Here is a 12,478-nt window from a genome sequence, read left to right on the forward strand (position 1 = left end):
CCGCTTTTCTGCTGCCCGAAAACACCGGGAGAAAGGATTTTGCCATGAAACGACCTCTTGCCTACATTACGGCTCCATGGAGCAACAGCCAGTATGAGAACGCCGAGAACGCTGCGGCCTACTGCCGTCAGGTGTACGATGCCGGGTATTCGCCCATCTGCCCGGTGCTGTTCCTGCCTACCTTCCTCAAAGACGAGATTCCACAGGAACACAAGGACGGGCTGGATATGGCGCGGGACTACCTGCGCCGGTCCCATGTGCTGGTGGTCTGCGGCCACGGCATCGACGAGACCGTGAAGAATGACATTGCCACCGCCGAGCGCCTGCGGATCACCGCCACCACCCTGGACGGTATCCTGGCCGTGAAGGGCCAGGGACGCGGGAAAGGAGGCGCACGCCATGCCTGAGCGTAAGACCGTGGGCCAGCTGATGGAGGAAATGCGCCTCAAAGCCGGGGCGCAGAACTACCACGGCCATGAGTACATGGATTTGGAGCGGTTTGCCGAGGACACCCGGCACATGATTATCTTCGATGTGCTGACCGACGATTCCCCGGTGGGCTGGAAAGGTGAACGGACCCGCCTGTTTCTGACGGAGGCCGGATACCAGAAAAGCCTGGAGAACCAGGAAAAGGGCCACATCAAGATTCTCAGCCATGCCAAAGTGCGCCAGGGCCATCTGTACTATGACCGCTCCGACCAGCTGCGCTGAAAGGAGCCTGCCATGCTGAAATACCTGCTGCGGCGGCTGGTGGTCCCGCCTTAGTATCAAGTGCCACCCCTGCAAAATCCGTGGAAAGGAGGCGATGACCTATGCAGGAGGAAGTGGAAAACAGGACTTTGACGCTGGTAGTCAGCGGAACAAAGTTTACCGGGCGGTTGATGAAAGCCGCCATCACCAAGTACCTTGCCCACCGCAAGGAAAAGAAGCTGCAAAAGCAGAAAAGCCGGGATACCCCCGTGATTCCCCACGGCAAGCAGACGGTGAAACAGCTGATCGGCCAGAATCAGGGCGTTTCCAACATCGAGATCACCGACCCCTCCATCAAGGAGTTTGAGAAGATCGCGCGGAAATACGGCGTGGACTATGCGGTGAAGAAGGACCGCAGCAGCTCCCCACCCAAGTACCTGATCTTTTTCAAGGGTCGGGACGCGGATGCCCTGACCGCTGCTTTTACCGAGTACACCGGGAAAAAGGTCAGGAAGGCGGAGAAATCCGAGCGCCCGTCCGTGCTGGCAAAGCTGAGCCAGTTCAAAGAACTGGTAAAACACGCCGTCGTGGACCGGAACAAGCGGAAGGAGCTGGAACGATGAAAAAGCAGCTGAACATCAAAAAGCTCATTTTGCTGAATCTGCCGTATATCCTGATGGGGCTTTTCTCCACCAACTTCGGTGAAGCGTGGCGGATGGCCGTGGGTGCGGACGCTTCGGCAAAAATGCTCTCGTTCTTCTCCACGCTGCCGGTGGCGCTGGCCAGCTGGTGGCCCAGCCTGCACCCGCTGGACCTGCTGGTGGGCCTGTGCTGCGGCGGCGGCCTGCGGCTGGCTGTGTACCTGAAAAGCAAGAACGCCAAGAAGTACAGGCACGGCATGGAATACGGTTCCGCCCGTTGGGGAACCCATGAGGACATTGCACCCTACATCGACCCGGTATTCCAGAACAATGTGATTCTGACGAAAACGGAGAGCCTGACAATGAACAGCCGCCCCAAGGACCCAAAGACCGCCAGAAACAAAAATGTGCTGGTGATTGGCGGCTCCGGTTCCGGTAAGACCCGCTTCTGGCTCAAACCGAATCTGATGCAGATGCACAGTTCCTATGTGGTCACAGACCCGAAGGGAACCATTTTGGTGGAGTGCGGAAAAATGCTCCAAAGGGGCGCACCCAAGCTGGGGAAAGACGGAAAGCCTATGAAGGATAAGCACGGCAAGGTCATTTATGAGCCGTACCGAATCAAGGTCCTAAATACCATCAACTTCAAGAAGTCCATGCACTATAACCCTTTCGCCTATATCCATAGCGAAAAGGACATCTTGAAGCTGGTAACAACGCTGATCGCCAATACCAAAGGCGAAGGCAAGGCCGGAGACGATTTCTGGGTAAAAGCAGAAACCTTGTTATACTGCGCGCTTATTGGCTATATCCATTATGAGGCTCCGGTGGAGGAACAAAACTTCTCCACCCTCATTGAGTTCATCAACGCCATGGAAGTCCGTGAGGATGACGAGGAGTTCAAAAACCCCGTAGACCTGATGTTTGATGCACTGGAAGCCGAGAAGCCAAACCACTTTGCGGTGCGCCAGTATAAGAAATATAAGCTGGCCGCCGGAAAAACAGCCAAGTCGATTTTGATTTCCTGCGGCGCTCGCCTTGCCGTGTTCGACATTGCAGAGTTGCGTGAGGTCACGGCTTATGATGAGCTGGAGCTGGATACTCTGGGAGACAGGAAAACTGCTCTGTTCCTCATTATGAGTGATACGGATGACAGCTTTAACTTCCTGATCTCCATGTGTTATACCCAGCTTTTCAATCTGCTCTGCGAAAAAGCCGACGATGTGTATGGCGGCAGGCTTCCGGTTCATGTGCGCTGTTTGATTGATGAGTGTGCTAACATCGGGCAGATTCCGAAACTGGAAAAGCTGGTGGCCACCATCCGAAGCCGTGAAATCTCTGCCTGTCTGGTGTTGCAGGCACAGAGTCAGCTCAAGGCGATCTATAAGGATAACGCAGATACCATCATCGGTAACATGGATACATCCATCTTCCTGGGCGGTAAAGAGCCGACTACCCTCAAAGAGCTGGCTGCCGTGCTGGGCAAGGAAACCATCGACACCTACAACACCGGAGAGAGCCGTGGGAGGGAAACCTCCCATTCACTCAACTATCAAAAATTGGGGAAAGAGCTGATGAGCCAGGATGAGCTTGCTGTTATGGATGGAGGCAAGTGTATCCTCCAGCTGCGCGGTGTGCGTCCTTTCCTTTCGGATAAGTACGACATCACCAAGCACCCCAATTTCAAGTACACTGCCGACGCGGATGACAAGAACGCTTTTGATATTGAAGCATTCTTGTCCGCAAGGCTGAAACTCAAGCCCAATGAGGTCTGCGATGTATATGAAGTAGACACAAAGGGCGCTTAATTTCGTTCCGCTTTAGAAGGGAGTGATCTTATCTATTCGCCGCACCTGTCCTCTATGGGCCATTGGCGTACAAAGCGGACAATCGCAAGAAAAATAATGAAAAAGGAGGACAGCCGGAATCATGCCCCCCGGAAACCGGGCGGCAGATTGTTCCGGCTTTTGTATGCCTATGAAACATGACAAACCTATTTTTTAATCAGATTCCGGCTAACAAACTATATGGCATTTTTTGAACAGGCAATCACCGTTCTTCAGACCCTCGTTATCGCGCTCGGTGCCGGTCTCGGTATCTGGGGCGTTATCAACCTGCTGGAAGGTTACGGCAACGACAACCCCGGCGCCAATGCTCATGTACGGTAAGGAAGCAAGCAACCGAAAACAAGAGATAGACCGCCAGCACTACACTATTCCGAACCAAAGACCAAAAGATAAGCATTGTGGGAAAATCTAAACTTTTGGATTTTCCTACAATGCCAACTACGGCGGAATCCCTCCCACTCCTTATATCTTTCTGTATACATTGAATTTGTATTTAGTAAAATGCAGACAACACCACGGATCGGCTTTTGGTTGGACAATTCCAACCAAACACCACAGCAGACAGCAGAAAACATTCTGAACGCTAGGAAGCCGGTATGATTGTTACATATAAGGGGAAGAAAAATTTCTTTTAGGTACTTGCTTTCCTAAAACTGATGTGATACAATGATTTAATCCAGAAAAGGAGTAAAAAATATGCGGCAAGGTATTCTTAAATAAAACTATAATCAAATAGTGGGAACAAAGGATTATGATAGCTCCTTTTGTAGGGGCTTAGTTTTTTGTACCCAATTTAAGAATACTTTTGCCTTATCAATTTTGACATATCCCCAAAAACAGCAATCACAAACAGGTGTATGCTGTATATGTGTATGTCCGCAACTTATAATCCCCAGTGGTAAAAGTATTTTACTGCTGGGGATTTTTATGCCCTTTGGGGCTGTAAAGGGAGGACAATCACATGAAAATAATCAATATTGGAATTCTTGCCCATGTAGACGCTGGAAAGACGACCTTGACGGAGAGCCTGCTATATGCCAGCGGAGCCATTTCAGAACCGGGGAGCGTCGAAAAAGGGACAACGAGGACGGACACCATGTTTTTGGAGCGGCAGCGTGGGATTACCATTCAAGCGGCAGTCACTTCCTTCCAGTGGCACAGATGTAAAGTTAACATTGTGGATACGCCCGGCCACATGGATTTTTTGGCGGAGGTGTACCGCTCTTTGGCTGTTTTAGATGGGGCCATCTTGGTGATCTCCGCTAAAGATGGCGTGCAGGCCCAGACCCGTATTCTGTTCCATGCCCTGCGGAAAATGAACATTCCCACCGTTATCTTTATCAACAAGATCGACCAGGCTGGCGTTGATTTGCAGAGCGTGGTTCAGTCTGTTCGGGATAAGCTCTCCGCCGATATTATCATCAAGCAGACGGTGTCGCTGTCCCCGGAAATAGTCCTGGAGGAAAATACCGACATAGAAGCATGGGATGCGGTCATCGAAAATAACGATGAATTATTGGAAAAGTATATCGCAGGAGAACCAATCAGCCGGGAAAAACTTGCGCGGGAGGAACAGCAGCGGGTTCAAGACGCCTCCCTGTTCCCAGTCTATCATGGCAGCGCCAAAAATGGCCTTGGCATTCAACCGTTGATGGATGCGGTGACAGGGCTGTTCCAACCGATTGGGGAACAGGGGGGCGCCGCCCTATGCGGCAGCGTTTTCAAGGTTGAGTACACCGATTGCGGCCAGCGGCGTGTCTATCTACGGTTATACAGCGGAACGCTGCGCCTGCGGGATACGGTGGCCCTGGCCGGGAGAGAAAAGCTGAAAATCACAGAGATGCGTATTCCATCCAAAGGGGAAATTGTTCGGACAGACACCGCTTATCAGGGTGAAATTGTTATCCTTCCCAGCGACAGCGTGAGGTTAAACGATGTATTAGGGGACCAAACCCGGCTCCCTCGTAAAAGGTGGCGCGAGGACCCCCTCCCCATGCTGCGGACGACGATTGCGCCGAAAACGGCAGCGCAAAGAGAACGGCTGCTGGACGCTCTTACGCAACTTGCGGATACTGACCCGCTTTTGCGTTGCGAAGTGGATTCCATCACCCATGAGATCATTCTTTCTTTTTTGGGCCGGGTGCAGTTGGAGGTTGTTTCCGCTTTGCTGTCGGAAAAATACAAGCTTGAAACAGTGGTAAAGGAACCCTCCGTCATTTATATGGAGCGGCCGCTCAAAGCAGCCAGCCACACCATCCATATCGAGGTGCCGCCCAACCCGTTTTGGGCATCCATAGGACTGTCTGTTACACCACTCTCGCTTGGCTCCGGTGTACAATACGAGAGCCGGGTTTCGCTGGGATACTTGAACCAGAGTTTTCAAAACGCTGTCAGGGATGGTATCCGTTACGGGCTGGAGCAGGGCTTGTTCGGCTGGAACGTAACGGACTGTAAGATTTGCTTTGAATACGGGCTTTATTACAGTCCGGTCAGCACGCCGGCGGACTTCCGCTCATTGGCCCCGATTGTATTGGAACAGGCATTGAAGGAATCGGGGACGCAGCTGCTGGAACCTTATCTCTCCTTCATCCTCTATGCGCCCCAGGAATACCTTTCCAGGGCTTATCATGATGCACCGAAATACTGTGCCACCATCGAAACGGCCCAGGTAAAAAAGGATGAAGTTGTCTTTACTGGCGAGATTCCCGCCCGCTGTATACAGGCATACCGTACTGATCTGGCCTTTTACACCAACGGGCGGAGCGTATGCCTTACAGAGCTGAAAGGATATCAGGCCGCTGTCGGTCAGCCGGTCATCCAGCCCCGCCGTCCAAACAGCCGCCTGGACAAGGTGCGCCATATGTTTCAGAAGGTAATGTAAAGATACATAATCGTCAAGACGGCAACAATCAGAAGTTATGGAGGGTAACAATGGAATATAGTAAGGAAGATTTAATGGAAGCAAAAAAGCAAATTTGGGGAGTGGGAGAGAACATGGGAACAGAGGAAAGTAAAAAAATCTGGGAGGAGAACGCACAATTTTGGGATAATGCAATGGGTGACGAATCTAATGAATTTCACAGAGAGGTAGTGCGTCCCAAAGTAACGGAACTTCTATCTCCTAATCCTGCGGATTACATTTTGGATATTGCGTGTGGCAATGGAAATTATTCTTCGTATCTTGCACAAAGAGGCGCTTCGGTTGTCGCTTTTGATTACAGCAAAAAAATGATAGAATTGGCTAAAAGACGGCAATCACAATATGCAAAACAAATTGAATTTTGTGTGGCGGATGCGACCGATAGAAAAAGTATATTAGAATTAAAAAGAAATCGAGCCTTTACGAAAGCAGTTTCTAATATGGCAATTATGGATATTACGGATATTGAACCACTTCTTATGGCTGTTTATGAACTGTTGCAGGAAAGCGGAATTTTTGTCTTTGCAACGCAACACCCTTGTTTTGTCACGTTGACTGAAAAATATATGACACCGCACAGTTACTATGATATAGCGATTGAAGGGCAACCGAAAGAGCAGATTTATTATCATCGTTCCATACAAGATATTTTTAACCTTTGTTTTAGAGCTGGATTTGTCATTGATGGATTTTATGAAGAATGTTTTAAAACCAACAAAGAAATTCCTATGGTAATGATAGTAAGGCTTAAGAAGGTAAAACGTGATAGCTTAAAATAAATTCAAGTTTGTCGGGTAAATAGCAAACCCAGCCGAGCCAGTCAACGGTCAAGATGAACGGCGCATATGCGCAGCCGTTGACAGCCCCGCCCGCCTTTGCTGGTAGGCAATCAAGGGGCGACAGCAAGAAGTGCCACCGCCCCGCACTATTATTCAGAAAGGGGAATTTCCATGACCGACCAGATAGCCTATCAAGAATATATCCAGCGCAGGTACAACGCCTTTTGCAAGACTGTTATCCGCTGTGCCGCCTTGGACAAGATTTTGAAGCTTAAACGGCAATGGGAACGGCAAGTTTCCCTTGACTATCTGATGAACGAGAAGTTTGTCCAGTTTGCCGCGTCGGAGCCGGACGAGGAATACCCATTTACCGTCTGCGGTCAGACCGTCCTGCTCTGCAACGCCGCCCTTGCCGACGCGATCTCTGTTTTGCCGGAGCAGACGCGGGAAGAAATCCTGCGCTATTACTTTCTGCGCCAGCCGCAGCGCGTGATCGGCGCGTGTATTGGCCGGTCACGCAGCACAGCGGGGCGGCATATCCAGCTTGCCTTGCAGCGGCTACGCGAAGAAATGGGGGTGAGCCGGTATGAGTAGACTTCTCCCCTATGAAACAATCCTCAAAGCCCGTGAGGGCGACCCAGAAGCCGTGAACGCTGTCCTGCTCCACTACGCCGGATATATCCGCTATTTCTCAAAAGTGAACGGGCAGGTCAACGCCGAGGTGGAGGACTATGTAAAGCAGCGGTTAATTGACTGTCAATTCAAGTTCCGGCTTGACGAACCACCGGACAAGTCATAAAAACTGAATACCAGCCGCCACCGACGCGGCCAGCGAAAGCAGTAAGTCTTGAAAAAGATTTACTGCTTTTTTTGTTGTCCGGCTCCGCTCCCGGCCATTTTGCCCCCTGCCGGTTGTAGTAGTAAGCGAGGAGGGAATTTTTCTGCCCTGGTGTTTGGCATTTGGAGCATTTACCCGTAGTAGAGGGCAAAGAGAAAGGATTTCTCCAACACCGGGTAGAAACCACTGCGTCCGGTGTCATTTTAGCGAAAGCGGGCAGGAATGCCCTTTACAGGATTAGTAGTAGCAGAAAAAGAGAAACAAACTTTTGTGGTTGCAGTTTTCCAAAAAAGTGGCGGACGGAAGTGAGAGAAAGTTTGCAGTCACGGAGAGCAAGTATCGACCAGTGTACCAAATTTCGCTTTTCGCTCATTTGTCCCCCGGTCAGATACTTGTTGGGGTTGCCACCCCAAACCCGCCTTTTGCGGCTTGCGCCGCTGAAAAAATTTGCCCCGATACTTGTGTTTTAGATAAAAATTGTCCGTTGCAGTTTGAAAGGAGTTGAGCCACCATGCCACACAGAACCTACAACACCCCCAAGCGGAAATGTGTTGTCAAGACCCGGCTTACCGAGGACGAGCGCAGAGCCTTTGAGGACAAATGCGCCATCCTCTCCATGAGCCAGTCCGAGTATATCCGGCAAGCCATCTTTTACAGCCGGATTTCCCCTGTTATCCGGGTGACTGCCCACAGCGAGGAAATGCTCACCGCCGTATCTTCCCTTGTGGCGCAGTACGGGAAAATCGGCAGCAACCTAAACCAGATTGCCCGGTATCTGAACGAATACGGCGCACCGTACAACGCCCTGTCCAGCGAGGTGAGAGCCGCCGTTTCCGACCTTGCCGCCCTCAAATTCGAGGTGCTGAAAGTGATAGGTGAAGCCTATGGCAACGATCAAGCATATCAGCTCTAAAAATGCCGACTATGGAGCCGCCGAAGCCTATCTGACCTTTGAGCATGACGAGTTTACCATGAAGCCCACCCTTGACGAAGCCGGGCGGCTCATTCCCCGGCAGGACTACCGGCTGGACACGCTGAATTGTGGGGGTGAGGATTTTGCCCTGTCCTGCATACGGGCAAATCTGCGATACGGCAAGAACAGCAAACGGGAGGACATCAAGAGCCACCACTATATCATCAGCTTTGACCCACGGGACGCAGCCGACAACGGCTTAACCGTTGACCGGGCGCAGGCGTTGGGGCTGGCCTACTGCAAAGAGCATTTTCCCGGACACCAAGCCCTTGTCTGCACCCACCCGGACGGACACAACCACAGCGGCAATATCCATGTGCATATTGTCATCAACAGTCTGCGGATCGCCGAGGTGGAGCGCAAGCCCTACATGGACAGGGCAAGCGACACCAGAACCGGGGACAAGCACCGCTGTACCGCAGCCGCCATGCGGTATTTCCGCAGCGAAGTCATGGAGATGTGCCACCGGGAGGGGCTTTACCAGATCGACCTCTTGAATGGCAGCAAAAACAAAGTGACCGAGCGTGAATACTGGGCGAAGCGCAAGGGGCAAGCCAAGCTGGACAAGGAGAACGCCGCCCTGCTTGCCGAGGGCATTACACCCCGGCAGACCAAGTTTGAAACCGACAAAGACCATCTGCGGCAGACCATACGCCAAGCCCTTACCACCGCCGCCAGCTTTGACGAGTTTTCCGCTCTCCTGTTGCGGGAGGGTGTGACCGTCAAGGAGAGCCGGGGGCGGCTGTCCTATCTCACGCCGGACAGGACAAAGCCCATCACCGCCCGGAAGCTGGGGACGGACTTTGACAAGGCCGCTGTCCTTACTGTTTTCCAGCAGAACGCCCATAGAACAGCCGCAAAGACGCAGGACAGGCAGGAACACCAGCCGCAGCTTACTAAGGGCATACAGCGGACAAAACCCGCCCAAATCACCCCGAACCCTGACAGCCTGCAGCGGCTTGTAGATATAGCCGCCAAGCGAGCCGAGGGAAAAGGTATCGGTTATGAGCGCTGGGCAAAAACCTTTAATCTCAAACAGATGGCAAAGACCATGAATTTCCTTTCTGAGCATGGTTTTACCAACCCCGAAGAAGTGGACGCAGCTTTGGAAGCCGCCATTTCCGGGCAGCACACCGCTGGGGAAAAGCTGAAAGAACTGGAATCCAGAATCACCGCCAACAAGGAACTCATGCACCAGATCAGCGTTTACCGCAGCACCAAGCCCGCCCACGACGGGCTGAAAACCGCCAGGAAGCCGGAACGATACCGGGAAGCGTTTCATGCAGACCTGACGCTGTATGAAGCGGCGGTGCGGTATTTTCGGGAACGGGGCTTGAAGAAATTACCCGCCACTTCCAGACTGCAAGCGGAAAATGAAGCCCTGATTTCCGAGAAAAACGGGCTTTACACCGAGTACCGGGAGCAGAAAGCCAGAGCCGCCGAGCTGCAAAAGGTCAAATCCAACCTTGCCACCATGCTCCGGCAGGAACGGACAAAAGAGGCGCGCCGGGATTGGGAGCGGTAAGGGTGTTCCGTTTTGTTCCACCCCTGCCCGGAAAGGGGGTTCCATTTTGGACACCCCTTTGCTATGGGAAGTTGACCGCCGAACTCCACCCCAAAATGATACCGAAACCGCACAAAAGCGTCCACCATATCTACCCCTATCCGCAATACCACCCGCCTTTTTCAAGGGGCGTACAGAGGGAAAAATCCCCGAAAATGACACCAAAATCATACACCAAACGCCGCCTATCCCGTTACCCCGATAGAAGCGGCAGAAAGGAGCCGCCATGCCGAGAATGAGCAAGAAGCGCAAGGAAGAATGGGCGTTCTTCCTCAATGAGCGCAACCGTATCACCTACAATCCCCTTTGCCGCAGGTGCCGCCGCACCTGCAAGCAGAGTTTCCGGGCTATCATCATCGACTGCCCGCCGTTTCTCTCCAAGCGGGCGAAGCCATGAAGCCGGACAACACGCAGGAAACCATTTATGTGGGGCTGGACACAGGCTTGCCGCCCTACCTGCCATATCCCCGGTTCCTGTTGAAAATGGACATTTCCCAGACCGCCAAGCTGCTCTATGCGCTGCTGTTAGACCGCACCACCCTGTCACAGCGGAACGGCTGGCAGGACGATCAGGGCAGGACATTCATTGTCTATCCCGTAGCAGAGATTGCCGAAATGCTGGATAAGGGGCAGACCGCCATCAAAGCCGCCTTGAACGAACTGGACGCAGCCGGACTTCTGGAACGGAAACGGGCGGGATTTTCCGCAGCCAACCGCCTGTATGTGAAGCTGCCGCCATTAGTTCGGATTTCCGACCCTATGACAGTCGGAAAAGCGACCCTCATAAGTGCGGAAAACCGACCTACTGATGGTCGAAAAAGCGACCTTATGACGGTCGGAAAACCGACCCCTAACAACCTTACTATAAACAACCTGATAGAAAGCCAAACAATGGGAGTGAGTAGAGAGCCGCACAAGCCGTTTGGCAGATATGAGAATGTTTTTCTGACCGAAGCCGAGTATGACCAGTTACAGGCAGAATACCCGGATAGGCTGGAACGGTTCATCGAGGAAATGAGCCGCTACCTTGCCGCCAACGGGAGAACCTACCAGAACTATGCCGCCGCCCTGCGGATCTGGGCGGAGAACGATAAAAAGGACGCCCCGAAACAGGGCGTCCCGGACTACACCTGCAAGGAGGGCGAAAGTTTATGAGCAAAATCGAGACTATCAATCTGCTGCCGGATACCGAGCCGGACAGCGGCGACTACACAGGCGAGGACGGTTTGCTGTACTGCGGAAAATGCCGCAAGCCCAAAGAAGCCTACTTCCCGGAGGGCAAGACGCTTTTCGGACTTGACCGCCACCCGGCAGAGTGCGACTGCCAGAGAGCGCAGCGGATGGAGCGTGAAGCCGCCGAACAGCAGCGCAGACACCTTGACACCGTTGAGGACTTGAAACGCCGGGGATTTTCCGATACCGCCATGCGGGACTGGACTTTTGAAAACGACAATGCCAGGAACCCCCAGACCGCCGTTGCCCGGTTCTATGCGGAGCATTGGGACACCATGCAGGCCGAAAACATCGGCTATCTGTTCTGGGGCGGCGTGGGAACTGGCAAAAGCTACCTTGCGGGCTGTATCGCAAACGCCCTGATGGAGAAAGAAATCCCCGTCCGCATGACGAACTTTGCCGCAATCCTTAATGACCTTGCCGCCAGCTTTGAGGGTAGGAACGAGTACATCTCCCGGCTCTGCCGTTATCCGCTGCTGATTTTGGACGATTTCGGCATGGAGCGTGGAACAGAATACGGGCTGGAACAGGTTTACAGCGTCATTGACAGCCGATACCGCAGCCGCAGGCCGCTGATCGTCACCACCAACCTGACCTTGCAGCAAATCCAGAACCCGCCGGACACCGCCCATACCCGTATCTATGACCGGCTGCTGGAAATGTGCGCCCCCGTCCGTTTTACGGGCAGCAATTTCCGAAGGGAAACCGCACAAGCCAAGCTGGAACGGCTGAAAAATCTGATGAATGAGTGAAAGGAGTAGCCTATGGCAGATAACAAGCAGATCACCCGAACCAATCCCCGCCGCCCCGACTGCGTGACAGAAATCCGCATGGGCAACTCTGTCCTTGTGGTGTCCGGCTTTTTCAAGCAGGGCAGTACCGAAACCGCCGCCGACAAAATGGCAAAGGTATTGCAGGCCGAAGCTGCTACACAAAAACCGGCAATATGACAGGACATAAAGAAGCAGTTTTGACGCTTTTGCCGCTATACAG

At 52.6% G+C, this 12,478-nt stretch carries 15 protein-coding genes; all 15 read left to right on the forward strand.

Translation table 11 applies throughout. The features are described 5' to 3' along the window. Positions 1 to 44: 44 nt before the first annotated feature. The 15 genes from H9Q78_RS10805 (at position 45) to H9Q78_RS10875 (ending at position 12,435) form a co-directional block, all read left to right on the forward strand. Positions 45 to 407, forward strand: coding sequence for a DUF7768 domain-containing protein (locus H9Q78_RS10805; RefSeq protein ID WP_027644087.1), 363 nt, complete (start codon positions 45 to 47; stop codon positions 405 to 407). After that, positions 400 to 711 carry a DUF5720 family protein gene (locus tag H9Q78_RS10810; RefSeq protein WP_002592130.1) on the forward strand — a complete coding sequence of 104 codons (312 nt, stop codon included), beginning with the start codon at positions 400 to 402 and terminating at the stop codon, positions 709 to 711. Before H9Q78_RS10805 ends, H9Q78_RS10810 begins: the two co-directional genes overlap by 8 nt. Positions 712 to 812: 101 nt before the next feature. Beyond that, the gene (locus H9Q78_RS10815) at positions 813 to 1,313 is read left to right on the forward strand and encodes a PcfB family protein (RefSeq protein ID WP_015518807.1); all 501 of its coding nucleotides are present in this window, start codon (positions 813 to 815) and stop codon (positions 1,311 to 1,313) included. After that, a complete protein-coding gene (locus H9Q78_RS10820; RefSeq protein ID WP_055224632.1) occupies positions 1,310 to 3,139 on the forward strand; it encodes a VirD4-like conjugal transfer protein, CD1115 family in 1,830 nt (609 codons plus the stop codon). The genes H9Q78_RS10815 and H9Q78_RS10820 overlap by 4 nt, the downstream gene beginning before the upstream one ends. Positions 3,140 to 3,358: 219 nt before the next feature. Next, positions 3,359 to 3,499, forward strand: coding sequence for a Maff2 family mobile element protein (locus H9Q78_RS10825; protein WP_007037419.1), 141 nt, complete (start codon positions 3,359 to 3,361; stop codon positions 3,497 to 3,499). Positions 3,500 to 4,139: 640 nt separating this feature from the next. Further along, positions 4,140 to 6,059, forward strand: a complete 1,920-nt coding sequence (gene tet(W), locus H9Q78_RS10830; RefSeq protein WP_002586627.1) for a tetracycline resistance ribosomal protection protein Tet(W) — start codon at positions 4,140 to 4,142, stop codon at positions 6,057 to 6,059. A 50-nt stretch (positions 6,060 to 6,109) separates the two neighbouring features. Beyond that, positions 6,110 to 6,877, forward strand: a complete 768-nt coding sequence (locus H9Q78_RS10835; RefSeq protein WP_002586626.1) for a class I SAM-dependent methyltransferase — start codon at positions 6,110 to 6,112, stop codon at positions 6,875 to 6,877. Between the two features lie 171 nt (positions 6,878 to 7,048). Then, positions 7,049 to 7,471: a sigma-70 RNA polymerase sigma factor region 4 domain-containing protein gene (locus H9Q78_RS10840; RefSeq protein ID WP_002586616.1), complete on the forward strand. Its 423-nt coding sequence runs from the start codon at positions 7,049 to 7,051 to the stop codon at positions 7,469 to 7,471. Further along, positions 7,464 to 7,676, forward strand: coding sequence for a helix-turn-helix domain-containing protein (locus tag H9Q78_RS10845; protein WP_002586615.1), 213 nt, complete (start codon positions 7,464 to 7,466; stop codon positions 7,674 to 7,676). The genes H9Q78_RS10840 and H9Q78_RS10845 overlap by 8 nt, the downstream gene beginning before the upstream one ends. Before the next feature lie 550 nt (positions 7,677 to 8,226). Beyond that, entirely contained in the window at positions 8,227 to 8,628 is a 402-nt protein-coding gene (locus tag H9Q78_RS10850) for a plasmid mobilization protein (RefSeq protein ID WP_249301698.1), read from the forward strand. Next, positions 8,600 to 10,213 (forward strand): relaxase/mobilization nuclease domain-containing protein, encoded by a 1,614-nt coding sequence (locus H9Q78_RS10855; protein ID WP_249301700.1) that lies wholly within the window; start codon positions 8,600 to 8,602, stop codon positions 10,211 to 10,213. The genes H9Q78_RS10850 and H9Q78_RS10855 overlap by 29 nt, the downstream gene beginning before the upstream one ends. A gap of 265 nt (positions 10,214 to 10,478) precedes the next feature. After that, positions 10,479 to 10,649, forward strand: a complete 171-nt coding sequence (locus H9Q78_RS10860; RefSeq protein ID WP_249301702.1) for a hypothetical protein — start codon at positions 10,479 to 10,481, stop codon at positions 10,647 to 10,649. A gap of 29 nt (positions 10,650 to 10,678) precedes the next feature. Then, positions 10,679 to 11,407 carry a replication initiator protein A gene (locus H9Q78_RS10865; RefSeq protein ID WP_456300204.1) on the forward strand — a complete coding sequence of 243 codons (729 nt, stop codon included), beginning with the start codon at positions 10,679 to 10,681 and terminating at the stop codon, positions 11,405 to 11,407. Beyond that, complete coding sequence (locus tag H9Q78_RS10870) at positions 11,404 to 12,237, forward strand: ATP-binding protein (RefSeq protein ID WP_249301706.1); 834 nt, start codon at positions 11,404 to 11,406, stop codon at positions 12,235 to 12,237. Before H9Q78_RS10865 ends, H9Q78_RS10870 begins: the two co-directional genes overlap by 4 nt. 12 nt (positions 12,238 to 12,249) lie before the next feature. Beyond that, positions 12,250 to 12,435 carry a transposon-encoded TnpW family protein gene (locus H9Q78_RS10875; RefSeq protein ID WP_117507867.1) on the forward strand — a complete coding sequence of 62 codons (186 nt, stop codon included), beginning with the start codon at positions 12,250 to 12,252 and terminating at the stop codon, positions 12,433 to 12,435. Positions 12,436 to 12,478 lie beyond the last annotated feature (43 nt).

Origin of the sequence: Qiania dongpingensis (assembly GCF_014337195.1) — a bacterium.
GTDB classification, from domain to species: domain Bacteria; phylum Bacillota; class Clostridia; order Lachnospirales; family Lachnospiraceae; genus Lientehia; species Lientehia dongpingensis.

Coding starts and splice junctions, on each gene's coding strand:
- H9Q78_RS10805 (WP_027644087.1), top strand. CDS start 45: ATGAAACGACCTCTTGCCTACATTACGGCTCCATGGAGCAACAGCCAG.
- H9Q78_RS10810 (WP_002592130.1), top strand. CDS start 400: ATGCCTGAGCGTAAGACCGTGGGCCAGCTGATGGAGGAAATGCGCCTC.
- H9Q78_RS10815 (WP_015518807.1), top strand. CDS start 813: ATGCAGGAGGAAGTGGAAAACAGGACTTTGACGCTGGTAGTCAGCGGA.
- H9Q78_RS10820 (WP_055224632.1), top strand. CDS start 1,310: ATGAAAAAGCAGCTGAACATCAAAAAGCTCATTTTGCTGAATCTGCCG.
- H9Q78_RS10825 (WP_007037419.1), top strand. CDS start 3,359: ATGGCATTTTTTGAACAGGCAATCACCGTTCTTCAGACCCTCGTTATC.
- H9Q78_RS10835 (WP_002586626.1), top strand. CDS start 6,110: ATGGAATATAGTAAGGAAGATTTAATGGAAGCAAAAAAGCAAATTTGG.
- H9Q78_RS10840 (WP_002586616.1), top strand. CDS start 7,049: ATGACCGACCAGATAGCCTATCAAGAATATATCCAGCGCAGGTACAAC.
- H9Q78_RS10845 (WP_002586615.1), top strand. CDS start 7,464: ATGAGTAGACTTCTCCCCTATGAAACAATCCTCAAAGCCCGTGAGGGC.
- H9Q78_RS10850 (WP_249301698.1), top strand. CDS start 8,227: ATGCCACACAGAACCTACAACACCCCCAAGCGGAAATGTGTTGTCAAG.
- H9Q78_RS10855 (WP_249301700.1), top strand. CDS start 8,600: ATGGCAACGATCAAGCATATCAGCTCTAAAAATGCCGACTATGGAGCC.
- H9Q78_RS10860 (WP_249301702.1), top strand. CDS start 10,479: ATGCCGAGAATGAGCAAGAAGCGCAAGGAAGAATGGGCGTTCTTCCTC.
- H9Q78_RS10870 (WP_249301706.1), top strand. CDS start 11,404: ATGAGCAAAATCGAGACTATCAATCTGCTGCCGGATACCGAGCCGGAC.
- H9Q78_RS10875 (WP_117507867.1), top strand. CDS start 12,250: ATGGCAGATAACAAGCAGATCACCCGAACCAATCCCCGCCGCCCCGAC.